The organism is Kitasatospora sp. NPDC002227 (assembly GCF_040296285.1).
Lineage (GTDB): Bacteria > Actinomycetota > Actinomycetes > Streptomycetales > Streptomycetaceae > Kitasatospora.
On record NZ_JBEOWY010000026.1, the window covers coordinates 84,482 to 101,308 of the forward strand.

Annotated in this window: 10 protein-coding genes, 1 tRNA gene and 1 pseudogene; 6 read left to right on the forward strand and 6 right to left on the reverse strand. The window is 75.3% G+C overall.

Features of this window, described 5'->3' with window-relative positions; all coding sequences use genetic code 11:
- Positions 1–60 precede the first annotated feature (60 nt).
- The gene (locus ABT095_RS22860; protein WP_350531326.1) at positions 61–720 is read left to right on the forward strand and encodes a hypothetical protein; all 660 of its coding nucleotides are present in this window, start codon (positions 61–63) and stop codon (positions 718–720) included.
- On the opposite strand, the gene lhgD is transcribed toward ABT095_RS22860, so the two are convergent.
- From lhgD to ABT095_RS22880, 4 genes are all read right to left on the reverse strand, one after another.
- Positions 713–1,942 (reverse strand): L-2-hydroxyglutarate dehydrogenase, encoded by a 1,230-nt coding sequence (lhgD, locus tag ABT095_RS22865; RefSeq protein WP_350531327.1) that lies wholly within the window; start codon positions 1,940–1,942, stop codon positions 713–715. The genes ABT095_RS22860 and lhgD overlap by 8 nt on opposite strands.
- 263 nt (positions 1,943–2,205) lie before the next feature.
- Positions 2,206–3,750, reverse strand: a complete 1,545-nt coding sequence (locus ABT095_RS22870; RefSeq protein ID WP_350531328.1) for a TROVE domain-containing protein — start codon at positions 3,748–3,750, stop codon at positions 2,206–2,208.
- Between the two features lie 226 nt (positions 3,751–3,976).
- Positions 3,977–4,057: transfer RNA gene (locus tag ABT095_RS22875), tRNA-OTHER, on the reverse strand.
- Between the two features lie 44 nt (positions 4,058–4,101).
- Positions 4,102–5,523 carry an NsdA family TPR-like regulatory protein gene (locus ABT095_RS22880; protein WP_350531329.1) on the reverse strand — a complete coding sequence of 474 codons (1,422 nt, stop codon included), beginning with the start codon at positions 5,521–5,523 and terminating at the stop codon, positions 4,102–4,104.
- Between the two features lie 743 nt (positions 5,524–6,266).
- On the opposite strand from ABT095_RS22880, the gene ABT095_RS22885 reads away from it, so the two are divergent.
- The 3 genes from ABT095_RS22885 to ABT095_RS22895 all read left to right on the forward strand — a co-directional run bounded on the left by ABT095_RS22885 (position 6,267) and on the right by ABT095_RS22895 (position 9,731).
- Entirely contained in the window at positions 6,267–8,423 is a 2,157-nt protein-coding gene (locus ABT095_RS22885) for an asparagine synthase-related protein (RefSeq protein ID WP_350531330.1), read from the forward strand.
- A gap of 60 nt (positions 8,424–8,483) precedes the next feature.
- The gene (locus ABT095_RS22890; RefSeq protein ID WP_350531331.1) at positions 8,484–8,966 is read left to right on the forward strand and encodes a universal stress protein; all 483 of its coding nucleotides are present in this window, start codon (positions 8,484–8,486) and stop codon (positions 8,964–8,966) included.
- A gap of 81 nt (positions 8,967–9,047) precedes the next feature.
- A complete protein-coding gene (locus tag ABT095_RS22895; protein ID WP_350531332.1) occupies positions 9,048–9,731 on the forward strand; it encodes a DsbA family oxidoreductase in 684 nt (227 codons plus the stop codon).
- A 3-nt stretch (positions 9,732–9,734) separates the two neighbouring features.
- On the opposite strand, the gene ABT095_RS22900 is transcribed toward ABT095_RS22895, so the two are convergent.
- Together ABT095_RS22900 and ABT095_RS22905 are read right to left on the reverse strand one after the other, a co-directional pair.
- Positions 9,735–11,801, reverse strand: coding sequence for a sigma-70 family RNA polymerase sigma factor (locus tag ABT095_RS22900; protein WP_350531333.1), 2,067 nt, complete (start codon positions 11,799–11,801; stop codon positions 9,735–9,737).
- Between the two features lie 253 nt (positions 11,802–12,054).
- Entirely contained in the window at positions 12,055–13,143 is a 1,089-nt protein-coding gene (locus ABT095_RS22905) for a TetR/AcrR family transcriptional regulator (RefSeq protein ID WP_350531334.1), read from the reverse strand.
- A 405-nt stretch (positions 13,144–13,548) separates the two neighbouring features.
- Here ABT095_RS22905 and ABT095_RS22910 point away from each other — a divergent pair, with 405 nt between their 5' ends.
- Positions 13,549–14,880, forward strand: coding sequence for an NAD(P)/FAD-dependent oxidoreductase (locus ABT095_RS22910; protein WP_350531336.1), 1,332 nt, complete (start codon positions 13,549–13,551; stop codon positions 14,878–14,880).
- Positions 14,881–15,059: 179 nt separating this feature from the next.
- Positions 15,060–16,310: pseudogene (locus ABT095_RS22915) on the forward strand (PP2C family protein-serine/threonine phosphatase); the annotation flags it as partial.
- Between the last annotated feature and the right edge of the window lie 517 nt (positions 16,311–16,827).

Below are 16,827 nucleotides of genomic sequence, written 5' to 3' on the forward strand. Positions count from 1 at the left end.
CACGGCGGGGAGTTGCCCTCCCCGCGGGTCTGTCGGCCGGCCCTGGCAGGATGTGCGGCCGTGACCACAGCCTGGCGGGGGACCCGCCCGCGCACCCAGGACTCCTACCCCCGGCGGCCGTGGCTGGCCGCGCTGTGGATACCCGTGGGGCTGCTCGCGCTGCCGGCCGGTGGCGTCCTGATGGCCTTCGGCGGCCTGTTGATCCTGCCCGGCGTGGTGCTGCTGATCGGTGGTGCCACCGCCCTGGTGGTCACCCCGATGATGCTCGGCACCCCCGCCGCGCTGCGGGTGCTGACCGTGCTGCTGCTCCTTGCCCCGCTCATCGGGGTGCCCATCCTCAGCTACGTCGCCACCCAGGACACCGTGCTCACGCACCGGGGCGTCCCGCACCGGGCCACCGTCGACCGGGTGGTGGTCAGCACCGGCCGGACCACCTCGTACCGCTGCGTCGTGCGGTACCAGGACCAGCCCGCCCACGAGCACAGCGTCCACTGCGACGAGAGCTACCAGGCCGGCCGGCCGGTCCGGGTCACCGACGACCCGGACGGCTGGGTCGAGCCGCAGTTCACCGAGCAGGTCGAGGGCAGCGGCGCCGCCCGGGCCTTCGCGCTCATGGCGGAGGGCGGGCTGCTGGTGGTCTCGGTGGCGCTGGCGCTGCTCGGGGTGGTGCACCGCACCTGGGCCGCCCGCCGCCGACGGGCGCTGCCCGGGATCAGTTGACCGCCAGCGCGGCCAGTGCCCGGCGGGCGACTTCGCGGCCGATCGGGAGCGAGGCGGTCGCGGCCGGGGAGGGCGCGTTGAGCACGTGCACCACCCGGCGGGGGGAGTGCGGGTCGTCGGGGTCGAAGCCCGCGAAGGCGAAGTCGTCGAGGAGCGAGCCGTCCCGGGCCACGGCCTGGGCGCGGACCCCGGCGACGGTCGGGACCAGGTCGGCGGTGGTCACGGCGGGCAGCAGCCGCTGGACAGCCGTGGTGAACGCCCGCTTGGAGAGCGAGCGGTGCAGCTCGCCGATCTCGTACCGCCAGTGCCGCCGGGCGATCTGCCAGGTGCCGGGGAAGACGGCCGTCTCGGCGAGGTCCCGGGCCCGTACCGTCCGCCAGTCGTAGCCCTCCCGGGCCAGCGCGGGCACGGCGTTCGGGCCCACGTGCACATCGCCGTGCACACCCCGGGTGAGGTGCACGCCGAGGAAGGGGAAGGCCGGGTCCGGCACCGGGTAGACCAGTCCGCGCACCAAGCCCCGCCGGTGCTCGACCAGTTCGTAGTACTCGCCCCGGAACGGGATGATCCGCACCCCGGGGTCGTCCCCGGCCAGCCGCGCGACGCGGTCGCTGTGCAGCCCGGCGCAGTTGACCAGCACCCCGCAGCGCAGCTCGCGCTGCCCGGCCCGGACGGTGACGCCGTCCGCGCGGCGGGTGACGGCCAGCACCTCGGTGCCGGTGATCAGCTCCGCCCCGGCCTGCTCGGCGAGTTCGCCGTAGCGGCGGGCCACGGCGGGGTAGTCGCAGATGCCGGTGGTGCCGATGTGCAGCCCGGCCAGGCCGGCCACCTCGGGCTCGTACGAGCGGATGCCCGCCGCGTCCAGCTCGGTGACGGGGATGCCGTTCTCCCGGCCGCGCTCGGCCAGCGCCCGCAGCCGGGGCAGCTCCTCGGCCGAGGTGGCCACGATCAGCTTGCCGGTCACCTCGTACGGGATGCCCTGGGCCTTGCAGAACTCCACCATCTCGGCGGCGCCCTCGGTCGCGTACCGTGCCTTCAACGACCCCGGCCGGTAGTACACACCGCTGTGGATGACCCCGCTGTTGCGCCCGGTCTGGTGCCGCGAGAACTCCGGCTCCTTCTCCACCACGGCGACCCGGACCCCCGGCCGCGCCACCGTCAACGCGTACGCGGTCGACAGCCCCACGATGCCCCCGCCGACCACCACGACGTCGTACTCCGCCATCGCCACCCCTTCCACCCGCCGCACTCTACGCATCAGGAGTACGGCGGGTGGCGGCTTCCGCGCTACTGCTCCCAGGGCCTGCCTTACGATTCGCGTCGGATCAGGCCGGGTCGTTCGGTGCGTGCTATCGGCGTGCGGCCGGAGCGCCCTCGTAGCGGAGCTACCTGGGCGTTTCGGCCGTGCGGCGAAGGGGGCACCTCCCGGCCGAAGGCTGGGGGCGCGTGCCGGGCGGGTCGGCCCCGGCGGGAATCGTGAGGCAGGCCCTACGGCCAGGCCGCGCTCTGTCCGGCCTCCAGGAGGGGGATCAGGCGGAAGGCCGCGTCCGAGAGGCCGCCGAAGGTGTGCCGGTGGGCGGCGCCTGCGGGGGTGTGGCCGACGCGGTAGCCGGCCAGGTTCCAGGTGTAGACCGGGACGTCGGCCGGGACGGCGGCGAGCGGGTCGGGGCCGTAGTGGCCGTACGCCTGCTCGTCGGTGATGATCACCACCCGGTCGTGGCCCCGGTAGTGCTCGGCCAGCGCCCGGGCGGTCTCGGTGCCGCCCAGGTCGCCGAAGCGGTCGAGGGCCCGCAGGACGGACTCGCCCCGACCGAGCCTGACCACCGCGCTCCCGGTGCCGAACTGCACCAGATCGGCCTTCGCGGCCCGCGCGGCCAGCGCCGTGCCGAAGACCGCCGCCGAGTCGGCCCGGTTGAGCTGGGTGCGCTCGCTCGGGCGGTCGAACATCGAGCCCGAGCGGTCGACCAGCACCAGGGTGCGGCCGGGCAGCGCGGGCACGTTCGACAGCGAGTGGCCGAGCGCCGTCTCCAGGGCGTGGCCCCAGCGCAGCGAGGGCGCGTGCCGGTACGCCGCCAGGTAGCGGAACGGGAACTGCCGCGAGCGCGCCACCTCGGCGGGGTCGCTGATCCGGCGGGCGACCTCGGCGGCCACCTCGTCCGAGACCCCGGCCTGGTCGAAGTTGCGCAGGTTCCGCACCAGGGCCATCGGGCCCATCGACGGGATCACGGCCTCCCAGACCGGCGCGTCCAGCGGGCCCTGCAGCCAGCCGGCCAGCGCCTCCCAGGTCAGCCCGGCCGCCGCCAGCCGCTCGGCCCCGCCCGGCGCCGTCACGGCGCCGCGCCGCTCGGCCACCGGCAGGGCCAGCAACTCGCGGTTGGCGGTGAGGAGTCGGTCGCTCACCGGCGGCACGGCCTCGTCCGGGCGGTGGCGGCGGTCCAGCGCGTAGCGGAACAGCTCGCCCTGCCAGGGCTTCTCGGGGTGCGGCGTCGGGTGGGTCAACTCCAGGACGTCGCCGAAGCGGTAGCCCTTGGCGGCGGTGTCGTACTTCAGCAGCGCCCGGTTGTTGTAGAGCCGGCGCACGGCGTCGGCCACCCCGCGCTTGACCGGCTTGGGCAGCGAGCGGCCGTACCGGGAGGTCCAGTACGCGAGCAACTCGCCCGGCTCGTCCGGGCGTCGGAGCACGGCGTCGACGGCCTGCCGGGAGTGGCCGGGCAGGCCCGCGTCGAGCCGGGCCCGGGTGAACTCGGCGGCGCCGACCAGCGCGGCCGTCCGCATCCCGCCCTCGCCGCGCAGCCAGCGCAGCAGCCCGAGGGTCCACTCCGGGTCGGCGACGGCGAGTTCGCGCACCAGCGCGGTGAAGCGGTCGTCCCGCTCCCCGCCGCGCTCGTAGTAGGTGTCCTGGCCGACGAAGTCGGCCACCGCCAGCAGGAAGAGCTCCGACTTCGCACCCCGCAGGTGGCCGACGGCCCCCTCGTGGTTGAGCGGGGCCGCTGCGGCTGGCTGCGGCTTGCGCCGGAGGTTGAAACGGGACATGGCGGGGCCTCCCCTGCGGGATCGTCGGGCGGATGCGCGCAGGCGAAGCACCGGATGCCCGAGGTCGGAGCGGCTGTGGTGACGTGAGAACTCGACTTCCACGCGCCCCGAGGGGGCACTCCATCGAAGTAACCACTGCCTGCGCACCGGGCATCCGGTGTGTCCAGAGATCAAAGGTCGGCTGGGGTGACATAGCTGCTCTACCGGCTGAGCTACACCGACCCGAAGTCGGTGACGGGACTCGAACCCGCGACCTGCCCATTAAGAGTGGAAGTAACCCCTGCCTGCGCACCTGGACGTGACCGACCATAACGAGGGGCCGGCCGCGCCCGCACCCGAATATCGGCCCGGCTACGCCGGGGCGGCCAGCACCAGGCGGGCCCGCTCGGTCAACTCCCTCACCCGGCGCTCGTCCTGGAAGGGCTCGAGCCGGCGGAGCAGCTCGACCACGTACTCGCGGCTGCGTTGGGAGGAGATCCGGCCGGCCAGGTCGACGGCGCGCTCGCCGGCCGCGACGGCGGCCTCCAGGTCGCCCGCCTCGGCCTCGGCCATCGCGGAGACCACCAGGCGCAGGCCGTGCGAGCGGACGAAGCCCTCGGTCGGCCGGGCCAGCGCCTCCCGGGTGAACTGCCGGACCTTGCTCGGCACTCCGAGGTCGCGGAAGCACTCCGCGGCGTCGGCCGCGAGCCGGTCGTAGGCGTAGAAGTCGATCCACGCCGGGTCGGCGTCCCCGGCGCGGGCGCGCTCCAACGCGCCCTCCGCGGCGCCGAGCGCTGCCGCACAGGCCGCCGCGTTGCCGCTCTTGGCCTGGGCCCGGGCCTCGACCAGGTGGAAGAAGCTCATGGTCCGGGCCGTGGCCAGGCCCCGGTTGCGCTCGAGGGCGGCCTGGGCGAGGTCGACGGCCTCCTCGGCGAAGCCGCGGTAGCTGGCCTGAAGGCTCATCGAGGCCAGTACGTACCCGCCGAGCGGCACGTCGGCCGCCGCCCGGGCCAGCCGCAGGGCCTGGATGTAGTACCGCTGGGCGGCCTCGTGCTGGCCGGTGTCGAAGGCCATCCACCCGGCCAGCCTGGTCAGTTCGGCCGTCGCGCCGAACAGCGCCCGGCCCACCGTGTCGCTGTAGGAGGCGAGCAGCAGCGGGGCCGCCTCGACCCGCAGGCACTCCGGCACCATCGATGAACGCCAGTCCCCGCCACCGTACTTGGAGTCCCAGCGGCGGGCCTCCTGGGCGGCCTCGCGCAGTTTGGCGACGTCCGCGTGGCCGACCCGGTACCCGGCCAGGTCGGGGACGAGCGGCTCCCGGGCCACCGAGCCGTCGGCGGGGGTGATCAGCCAGCGGGAGACCGGGGTCGCGTAGGCGGAGACCGCGAAGGTGCCGGCCAGGCTGTCGCTCCACCGGCCGCCGCCGGGGCCGCGCCGCAGCTCCAGGTCGACCCGCCACAGGTCGGTCGCGGAGCGGACGGCCTCCGGCACCTCGCGCGGGAAGGCCAGGCCGAGTTCGGGAGCCGGGTCGGTGTCGCCGAGGCCGATCTCGTCCAGCGGCACGGGGCGGCCGAGCTTGCTGCCGATCGCGGTGGCGATCAGGTGCGGCACCGGGCCCTGCGGGATCATGCCCTTGCTGACCCAGCGGGCCACCGAGGTCTTGTCGTAACGGAGCGTCAGGCCCCGCTGGGTGCCCAGGTCGTTGACCCGGCGGGCCAGGCCGGCGTTGCTGATCTGGGCCAAGGTGAGGAGCGCGCCGAGCCGTTCGTTCGGTCCACGTGAGCTGACGGTCATGGTGGCGGTGGCACCCCCTGCTGGCACTGCGAGTATGGCACTGCGGAGGTGGCGCCGGGCCGGCTGGCGGGGGCCGTTTCGCGGTGGCATCTAGTGGCTTTTAGTGGCACTTGATGGCTTTTTGGCTGGCATTGCATGGCATTCGGGCCACCCGGCTCCCGGGAGGGGAGGAGGGCGGGGCCGCCACGCTGTTGCACCTAGCGTAGTCGGCCGCGTTCCGAGGGTTAAGGGCCCGCATTCCGGATGGCGGGAACCAGCGCCCCCTACCGCCGCCGCCACCTGGCCTCCCGTGCCGCCCGGCGGCGCGGCGGACGGGTGTGCTCCGGTCCCGTGCCGATGTGCGCCCGCCCGTGCTCCCTGGTCGGCTTGCCAGGTCGGCGATTCGCTGGAGCCTGTGGGTCGGCCCGTCGTCGAGGACCCGGCGGGCCGGGGGACGCCGCCGCCTACATCCCCGCGGGCGGGGGCGGGTCCGGGAGGGCATGCGGATGCCCTCCCGGGCAGTGCGACAGTTTCGGCCATCCGGCAGTGTCCATGCCAGCCGCGCCGCACACCCCCCACCACGGCGGCCCGGGCCACGGAGGGGGAGGCCCGGTCCGACCGCCATCGCGTGACGTGCACTCAGCTCCGGTGAGCACTCTCGTCCCAACTCTCCCCGCCCTCGCGGAACCAGTGGCAGGATGGCCCCAGGCGGAGCACTCCCACGCCCCGCCCCACGCGGCAGCGGCGGCAGCGGAGGCCCCAGCATGCGATGGCTCACGGGCTGGAGCGGCAGCACCCCCACGGTGCCCGCCGCGCTCCGCCCGCTCGCGGCCACCCCGCTGTGGACCGGCCCCGACCCGCTCTGGGCCGTCGGGGACTGGCGGCCGGACGAGATCCGCCTGGTCACCCTCCATCCGGGCCGCCCGGCCACCGTGACCACCGGACTCGACGGCCCCGACCCCACCGACCAGGACACCCCGGCAACCAGCCGCCTCGCCGTGCTCGGCCGCTGCGGCGCCACCGACGCCGAACTCGCCGCCGGCCTCGCCACCGCCCGCGGCGGCGCCGTCCGCCACCTCACCGGCTGGCCCGGCAGCTACACGGCCGTGCTGCGCTCCGGCCTGCACAGCACCCAGCTGCTCACCGACCTCGCCGGCGTCCAGCCCGTCTTCCACACCCCCTGGCACGGCGGCACCGCGTACGCCACGGCCGCCCTCCCGCTGGCCGACCTCACCGGCGCCGCCGTCGACACCGGCCACCTGGCGGCCCGGCTGGCCTGCCCGGAGTCGCCGGAGGCGATCGGCACCGGCACCCCGTACCAGGGCGTCCACCGCGTCCCGCCCGGGCAGGTGCTGGCCATCCGCAGCGGCCGGGCCCAGCTGGTGCCGTACGACCGGCACGAGCCGTACGCCCCCGCGCCCCTCGGCCCCGCCGGCCGCCGGGCCGAGGCCCCGGCGGTGCGGGAGCTGACCAGGGCCCTGCTCGAGGCCGTCCGCTGCCGGGTCCGCACCGCCCCGCCCGAGGCCACCGGCGGCGAGCGGCCCCGCCTGGGGGTGGACCTCTCGTACGGCACCGCCTCCGCGACCGTCGCCCTGCTCGCCGCCGCCGTCCCGATCGCGCCGGCCACCGCCGCCCCCCAGGGGCCCGATCCGGCCGCGCCCCGGCCCAGGACCGGTGCCGTCAAAGGCTCCTGGGCCCGCCCGGGAGCGCCGGCCGACCCGCCGGAGGCCGCCCCCGACGCCCTCGCCGCCGTCACCCTCGGCGAAGGCCTGCCCACCGAGGCGGTGTCCGCCGAGGGCGGGCCGGCCGACGGCGAGCCCGGCGCGCACCACGCCCTCGCCGTCGAGGCCCCCCGGCTGCGCCACCTGCTCCTGCCGCCCGCCCTCCCGTACGCCGAACTGTCCGACCCCGAGCAGGAGTTCGGCGCCGGGCCGCTGACCGACGAGCCGGGCCCGGTGCTGGTGACCGCCACCGGTACCGCCGCCCGCTTCGACTCCGGCGGCGCCGACCACCTCACCGGCTACGGCGCCCGCCATCTGCTCGACGGCCACCCGGCCCGGCTGGCCGACCTGATCCGGGCCGGGCGCTCGCGCGAACTCCTTGCCCCGATGGCCGCGTTGGCCTCGCACGACGGCGGCCTGCGCACCCCCGTGGCCGCCCTGCGGGCCGCCCGCCGACTGGCCCGGGCCCGCTACGCCGAGGCGCTGGACGACGCGGCGGTCGCCCTGACACTGCGTCGGCCGTCCGGCCCGAAGGCCGCGCTGCGCTCGCACATCGCCCTCGCCTGGTGCACCCCCGGCCCGGCGGCCCGCTGGCTCTCCGACGACGCCCTCTCCGCCGTCGCGCTGCGCCTGCGCCTCGCCGCCCGGCAGCCGGCCCCCACCGAACCGCCCGGTGCCCGCCGGGCCCGCCACGCACTGCACCGGCATGCGGCCGACTACCGCACGCTCGTCCAGGCCACCGAGCAGTACGGCCAGCGGCTGCACGCCCCCTTCCTGGACAACCAGGTGGTCCGGGCCGCCGCCCTGCTGCCCGACGAGACCCGGTTGCAGCCGGGTGCCCGGCACGCCCTGCTGCGGGCCGTCCTCACCGGCGCCGGCCGCACCGACCTGCCGCCGGACTGGGGCCGCGGCCCCCGCCCCGACCGTGCCGCCCAGGCCCGCACCGGCCTGCGGCTCGCCGCGGACCCGCTCGCCGAACTCTTCCGCGCACCCCTGCTCGCCGAGGCCGGCCTGATCGACCTCCCCGCCGTCCGCACCGCCCTCGCCGAAGCCGCCGCCCCCGGCACCCCCCTCCCACCGGACACCCTCGCCGGCCTCGCCGACCTGATCGCCACCGAACTCTGGCTCCGCCGCACCACCGCCCGCCGCGGCACCTGCTGGACCGGCCTCCCGGCCCCGGTGCGCCCGGAGCTTCCCTGATCACGACGCCCCCGGGTCGCTCCACCCCGCGCCCCCCTCCGTCCCCCACACTTGGGCCCCATGACCGACCACCCCGTCTCCACCGAGCCCCCCACCGCCGGAGGCGTCCTCGTCGCCTGCGACGGCTCCGACGGCTCCCTCTGGGCCCTCGACCGCGCCATGACCGAGGCCCAGGCCCACGGCCTGCCGCTGTACGTCCTCGCCGTGGTCAACCCCTCCCCGTCCGGCTATCCGCCGGGCATGGCCGAGCTGGTGCAGGAGAGCGTCGAGCGCCTCGAAGCGAGCATGGCCGACGGCCTGCGCCGAGCCGTGAGCACCGTCCAGCAGGCCAGGCCCCACCGCTACACCGGCCCGCTCGGCCTGCACGTCGTGCTCGGCAACGTGATCGAGGTGCTGCTCGCCTGCACCCCCGGCCGCCACACCCTGGTGGTCGGCACCCGCGGCAACGGCGGCTTCGCCCGCCTCCTGCTCGGCTCGGTCAGCACGGCGGCCGTCCACCACGCCGCCTGCCCGGTCCTGGTCGTGCCCGCCCCGCCGGCGTAGATACGGGCGTACCGGGAATACCCCCACATAGTTGACGGTTCACCCAGTCGGAACACCCCCATCCGACAGGAGCCCCCCGTCATGAAGGTCGAGATCTACTCGGACATCGCCTGCCCCTGGTGCTACATCGGCAAGCGCCGTTTCGAGCAGGCCCTGGACCGGTTCGAGGGGAAGGACGCCGTCGAGGTGGTCTACCGCCCGTACCAGCTGGTGCCCGACGCCCCGGCCGAGGCCTCGCCGCACCGCGCCTGGCTCGCCGAGCGCTACGGCCCGCAGTCCGTCGCGATGGACGCCCGGGTGACCGAGCTGGGCCGGGCCGAGGGCATCACGTACGACTTCGACGCCGCGCTGCACTCCAACACCTTCCTCGGCCACCGCCTGCTGCACCTCGCCGAGCAGGAGTACGGCGCGGCCGTGCAGGGCGCGCTGAAGGAGGCGCTGCTCAAGGCGCACTTCACCGACGGTGCGGACGTGGGCGACCGTGCCCAGCTCACCGAGATCGCCGTCGCCACCGGCCTGGACCGAGAGCGGGTGGCCGCCTACCTGGCGGGCGAGGAGGGCACTGCCGAGGTCCGCGCCCAGCTCGAGGAGGCCCGCCGGCTCGGCATCAGCGCCGTCCCCACCTTCGTCTTCGAGGGCAAGTACGCCGTCCAGGGCGGCCAGGAGGCCGAAACCTTCCTGCAGGTGCTGACCCAGGTCGCGGCCGAGACCGACGCGACCACCCCCGAGGGCGAGGCCTGCACCGACGGCAGCTGCGCCGTCTAGCCCTCACGTACAGGTGAACCGCGCCTCGGCCCAGTCGGAGAGGTTGATCAGCGACCACCTGTCCCCGGCCGGGGCGACCACCAGCCGCACCGACTTCTGACCGGCCAGCGGCACCCGCACCGCCAGCGGCGCGTCCCCCGGCCGGAAGGTGCCGGAGCTCCAGAGCGTCCGGCCGCCGTCGCCCTGCACGCTGAAGACCACGTCCTCCACCTGCGGGGCGAAGTCGTCCAGCCCGGCGACGGCCTCGAAGGCGGTGCAGCTGCGGTTCAGGTCGATGGTCACGGTCGAGGGGGCGTGCACGGCGAGGCCGTGCCGGTACTGCTTGCCGTTCATCCACAGGCTGTCGCGCTGCCAGGTCCAGTCGCTCTCGCGCCGGATGCTCGGCCCGGCCGGCTCGCCCCGGTGGCCGTCCTTGCCGTACGGGAGGCCGTCCACCCAGAAGTCGGTCGGCGGGGCGGGCGGGGTGAAGGTCGGCGTCGGCACCGGGACCGGGGTGATCACCGGCGGCGCGGGCGGGGTCGGCACCTCGACCACCGGCGGCGCGGGCGTGCTGGGCTCCGGCGTGGGGGTGGGCGTCGGAGTGGGGGTCGGCGTCGGTGACGGCTTCGGCGTGGCCGGGTGGCTGGCGGGCACCGCCCGGGGCAGCACCGGCGCGGGTGACGGCTCCTGGGAGGGGGAGGCCGAGGGCGAGGGGGAGGCGGGCGCGACCGGCGGCGGCAGCGCGGGCGCGGAGGCCACCGGTGCGGCCACCGGCGGCTTGGGCTCGGGCGCACCGCTCAGCGCATACGCCGCCACGGCGGCGGCCGCGACGGCGACCCCGGCGGCGATCGCCGCCTTCGCGGTCGTCCCCAGCCCCTCCCCGGCGATCGTCCCGACCCCGCCGGAACCACCACCCGAAGCCCCGGCACCGCCGGCACCCGCCGCCGCACCACCGGCCGCCGAGGTACCGGCCGCCGAGGTACCGCCGACCACGGCGGCCGTACCGACCACCCCGGCGCCGACCGCCGCCGCGGCGGCGGTGAAGTACCCGGCCCCGACCCAGACCAGCACCCCGCCGGGCAGGAGCGCCCGCAGGCCGGTGTTGATCTCCGTCAGCTCCAGGTACGCGGCCGTGCAGCGGTCGCACTCCTGCACGTGCCGCCCGACCTCCGCCGAGGCGCGCTTGCGCAGCGAGCCCCGGGCGTACGCGCCCAGCCGGTTGGCGTAGGCGGCGCAGTCCTGCTCCTGGCTGCCCGAGACGTGCGCCTGCAGGAAGCCCGCGGCGAGGCGGTCACGCGCCCGGTGGGCCTGCACGGCGGTGGCGTTTGCGGTCTTGCCGAGCAGCACGGCCACCGTCTTGGGCGACTCCCGCTCGACCTCGGTGTGCCAGAGCACCATCCGGTCGTCCTCGGGCAGCCCGACGAAGGCCTGCATCACCATCCGCTGGTCGGCCATCGCCATCGCCCAGGCATCGGCACCCGGATCGGCCAGGTCCAGCTCGGCGGTGGCGGCCGCGGTCTGGGCGAACGCGTTGAAGTCGTCCACCAGTTGCTCGCGGCGCTCGCTGCGGGCCCAGGCGGCGGCGACGTTGCGCACCGCCGTCAGCAGGTAGGCGCGGACGGCGAATTCCGGACCCTTGCCCGCTCGCAGGGCCTGCAGGGTGCGGGCGAACACCTCGCCCGCCAAGTCCTCCGCGGTGAAGCTGTCCCGGCAGCAGGTACGGGCGTAGCGGCGCACCGAGCCGACGTGCCGCCGGTAGATCTCCTCGTACGCGCTGTCGTCGCCCGCGCGCACCAGCGCCGTCAACTCCGCGTCCGAGGGCGGCCGTTCGCCGTCCACCGGGTCCGCGGGGGCGGGCACCAGCGCGCGTGCGCCCGGGTCGCCACCGGGGCTCTGGGCGCCGTCCCGGGCGCCCTCGCGCGCCCCCTCGCGGGCGACGAACGCCTCGGGGGTGACCCCGCCCTGCCCGGCGGGGGCCTGCCCGGGCACCCGGCCGGCGAGCGACTCCCGCAGTGGTGCGCCCGCCTGGTCCGGCACCTGGCCGGGCAACTCCCGGCCGTGGCCGCGCTCGTTCTGCTCCTCGGCGCTCAACACGGCCCCCAGTGCTCGGTACGGCCCACGGCGTCACCGCACCCGCGGCGCGCACCGACCGACGCGCTCCGGGGCGCGCCCGCCCGAGCGCGCAAGGGCGGATGAACGGTGCGCAACGGGACAATGGCTCCAACCACGGCCAAAGAATGGCATAGCGGAGCTGTGACTGGTAGCCACAGGCCCGGCGGCCCACTCTTCCGAGCTGCGGATCGAGGTTCTGTTCGGGCCGTGAACATCAAGGGGCCACCGGAGATCAGCGGGCCCGCAGTCCTTGCAGCAGAATCCGCAACAGGCGGTCCGCAGGAGCATCGTACGGTTGACCGGCGGGCTGCTCCCAGCCCCCGGCGGAGACCACCGGGCGGGCAGCTGACGGGCCGTGGTGCGGCTCGCCGTCGTGGCCGCGGGCCTGGGCCACGTGCACCGGCACCGCGGCCGTCAGCACCAGCACCACGTCCGCCACCGTCACCCCGGGCCGGAGCTCACCGGCCGCCGCCGCGCGCGCCACCAGCGCGGCCAGCAGGTGGAGCAGCAGCCGGGGATCCGCCTCGTCCGGGAGCGCCTGCTCGCTCCCCGCCCCGGCCGCCGCGCCCGAGCCCCGTTCCACCGGCGCGAGGACCGACCCACCCGCACCGAAAACCTGTTCACCCAGGCCCCGCTCACCGACACCGCGGTCGAGGCCGGTCCGCTCCTGCAGCGCGAACCCGTCCGAGCCGAAGCGGGACACCCCCGTCGCCGTCTGCTGCCCCCCGTACCCCGGCACCCCGCCGAACTGCCCGGCCGCGAGCGCCAGATCCGCCTGCTGCTCCGCGAGCCGCTGCTCCGGTACGGCCCCGTCGGCCACCGTGCCCAGCTGCTCCGCGTAGCGGAAGGCCGAGGGCGGGAGTAAGCGGCCGGCGCCCGAGGCCACCGCCCGGGCCAGGTAGTCCGCCAGCGCGTCCCACGGCCCGGAGTTGCCGTACAGCGAGTCCCGGGCCTGGGCGGTCAGCCAGGCGACCTCCTCGGCGGCGATCCGCTGGACCAGCACCTCCTTGCTCGGGAAGCGGCGGTACACCGTGCCGACGCCGACCCCGGCCCGCCGGGCGACCTCCTCCATCGGTGCGTCGTAGCCGAGCTCGCCGAAGACCTGCCGGGCCGCCCGCAGCACGCTCTCCAGATTGCGCCGGGCGTCCACCCGCAGCCGGGACGGCACCGCCGGTGGCTCCACCGCCACCGCCGTCGGGGCGGCCCCGGGCGCCAGGTACCGGTCCACCGGCCCCCGCTGCTCGGGCACGACCCCGTGCGCCTCCTGCGACCGCCCGGGCACCACGCCGTGCACCCCGAGCACCTGGTCCTGATCCGTCATCCCAAACCCTCCCCCGCAGGAGCCCTCTCGGGCACCCCTGCCTGGCCGCTTCGCACCCCCCGGTGCGCGGTGCTTCCGCCCAGTCCAGGCGGACTTCCGTGGACCAACCTTCCCCGGAACGCCCAGGCGCAGTCAGAAACCGCCTCAGGCCGACGCCGGACCGCTCGGTCCCGGCGCACAATCCGACCATAGTTCAAGGAAGTTCGCGGCAGAAGTGGACGGAAACCCTGCCCCCCGGCGCGAAACGGGCCGTCGCCGCCCGACTCGGGCCGCTCCGGACACGCCCGGGCACGAGTTCGAGACAACCCGATCCGGTACGCCCTGTGGACAAGAACCCACCCGGCAGGGCGTCATGGTTGCCGTGAACCGGCCCACATCCGCAGGGGGTGCCCCATCAAGGTACTGATCGTCGGCGGCGGCTGCGCGGGAATGGCCGTCGCACTCCGCCTCCAGCAGACCCTGCGCGACCGGCTGGGGGACGGCCGGGCCGAGATCACCGTGGTCGAGCCGCAGCCCTACCTCACCTACCAGCCGCTGCTCGCCGAGGTCGCCGCCGGTTCCATCGACCCCCGCCACGTGGTGGTGCCGCTGCGCCGGGTGCTGCCCCACTGCCGGGTGCTCACCGCCCGGGTCACCCGGATCGACCACGCCGTCCGCCAGGTCTGGGTCGACGCCGGCGCCCGCGGCGGCCCGGCCGACGTCTCCCTGCTCGGCTACGACCTGCTGGTGATCGCCCCCGGCTCGGTCTCCCGCACCGTCCCCGTCCCCGGCCTGGCCGAGCACGGCCTCGGCTTCTCCACCGTCGGCGAGGCCGTCAGCCTGCGCAACCACGTGCTCGAACAGCTCGACCTCGCCTCCACCACCCGCGACCCCGAGCTGCGCCAGGCCGCGCTCTCGTTCGTCTTCGTCGGCGCGGGCTACGCGGGCGTCGGCGCCCTCGCCGAGCTGGAGGACATGGCCAGGTACGCGACCAAGGGCTACTACAACCTCACCGCCGAGGACCTGCGCTGGGTGCTGGTCGAGGCCACCGACCGAATCCTCCCCGAGGAGTCGCCCGAACTCGCCGCCCACACCCTGGCCGAACTGCGCGACCGGAGCGTCGACGTCCGACTGCGGACCCGGCTGGAATCCGCCGTCGGCCAGGTGATCGCCCTCTCCGACGGCAGCCGCTTCGCCGCCCGCACCCTGGTCTGGACCGCCGGCGTGCGCCCCGCCCCCGTGCTGCGCAGCACCGACCTCCCGCTCGACCAGAACGGCCGGGTGCCCTGCCTGCCCACCCTCCAGGTCCGCGGACCGGACGGCGAGCCGCTGCCCGGCGTCTGGGCGGCGGGCGACTGCGCGGCCGTCCCGGACCCCGGCGCGCCCGACACCTCCGGCGGTCTGTGCGCCCCCAACGCCCAGCACGCCCTGGCCCAGGCCCGGCTGCTCGCCGACAACCTCACCGCCGTACTGGCCGGGCACCCCCCCGAGCCGTACCGGCCGGAACAGCCGGAATGCTCCACCTCCCTCGGCCGGCGCCGCGCCGTCGCCCACACCAAACGCGGCGGCCAGCTCACCGGCCGCCGCGCCTGGTGGCTGCACCGCGCCCGCCACCTGCGCCGCCTGCCCAGCACCGACCGGCGCATCCGCGTCCTCACCGACTGGCTGCTCGGCGTCCTCTTCCACCGCGAAGTGGTCTCGCTCGGTGCGGTCGAACACCCCCGCTCCGAGTTCGAAGCCGGCTTCCCCCGGGAGTGAGCCGGCCGAACGTCCCGACCACCGCTTTCGCCCCTCCATCCGCCGCCGTACCGGACCGACGACTTCCGGAACGGCGCCGAGCCTGACAGGATCAGCCCATCGGGATCATCACTGCACGTGCCAAGATGCACACAAGGTGTGATTGACTACCTGCCATTCGACCGAGGAAGCGGCCGTCGTTGAACCTCATCCGCTGGAGCGCCCGGCTCACCGGAGCCGCATGGCGTGCTGCTCCCACCGCCGCCTCCGGCGAGCCGGTCACCGTGCCGGCCCCGCGTGAACCGAGCGCGGCCCCGGCACTGCTCGACCTCCGCGAGATCCACGAGCTCTACGACCTCCGCGACGTGCTGAGCCGCCTCCCCGCCCCGGTCGCCGTCACCTACGGCCCGCTGCACCAGCTCGGCTACGCCAACCGCGCCTACCGCGAACTCTTCGGCGACCGCCCCGCCGGCCTGCCCGCCGCCGAGGCGCTCCCCGAGCTCGCCACCCTCGGAGTCCTCCCCCTCCTCGACCAGGTGGTCCGCAGCGGACGGCCCCGCAGCGTGAAGGCCCGCTGCATCCTCGGCCTGGCCGGCAGCCGCTACTACAACGTGGCCTGCGTGCCGCTCGGCGCCGAGACCAAACCCGGCAGCCCCGCCGCGCAGCCGCCGGGCGTCCTGATCTACGCCTCCGAGGTCACCGACCAGGTCCAGGCCGCCACCCGCCTGCGCGAGGCCGAGCGCCGCCAACGCGAGGCCGCCGTCACGCTGCAGCGCAGCCTGCTCCCGCAGAAGCTCGAACAGCCCAGCGACCTCCGGGTCGCCGCCACCTACCAGCCCGGCGGCGCCGACGCGGCCGTGGGCGGTGACTGGTACGACGTCATCGAACTCGGCGGCGGCCGGACGGCACTCGTGATCGGCGACGTGATGGGCCGCGGCCTGCGTGCCGCCGCCGTGATGGGCCAGCTCCGCACGGCGGTCCGCGCCTACGCCCGGCTCGACCTCCCGCCCCACGAGGTGATGCGCCTGCTCGACGGCCTCGCCATGGAGATCGACGCCAACCAGATCGCCACCTGCACCTACGCCGTCTGGGACGCCGCCCCCGGCACGCTCGTCTACGCCTCCGCCGGCCACCTCCCCCTCCTCCTGCGCACTCCCGACGGCACCGTCCTGCGCGGCGAGGAGCTCAACGGCCCGCCCCTGGGCACCGGCAGCGGCGGCCACCTCTCCCACACCCTGCGCCTCCTCCCCGGCACCACCGGCGTCCTCTACACCGACGGCCTGGTCGAACGCCGGGACGAGGACATCGACCAGGGACTCGACCAGCTCGCCCACACCCTCAGCGGCGCCCCCGGCGAACCCGAGGTGGTCTGCGCCCGCCTGCTCCGGGCGATGGGCGTGACCGCCGAGCACGACGACGACGTGGCCGTCCTGGCCTTCCACCTGCCCTCCGCCCCGCCCGTCCTCCCAGCTGGGGAGGCCTGCCTTGACTCGGGTGTCCTGGAGGTCTAGTGTTCTTCGAGCTGCCTGCCAGGGAGAACCGGACGCGCACTCTGCACGGACGATCCCGGGGTAGCCAATCCCTTGAACCACCACTTCGCTCGCGGCGGAGTCATGCTTTCGGCGTGCCTCGGCCCGAATTTGTCGTGTGCGTTTATCGGATTGGGGCCGGATTCGCTTTTCGGAGCGGGGATCGGCTAGAGTTTGAAACGTCGGACGGGCCGTCAGGCCGCAGACCGGCAGGAAAAACCGAATGGAAGACGAAGCGCCCGGAGAGCTTGCGAGAGCAGCTCGAAGGAAGCGTCCGTTCCTTGAGAACTCAACAGCGTGCCAAAAGTCAACGCCAGATATGTTGACATCCCCGGCCTGGATCGCTTGATCCGGGTTGGAGATTCCTTTAGTAACAAAACACAGCGAGGACGCAGTGCGCGGGATCACCCTATTCCGGTGGTTGCCGTGCCGCTCAACG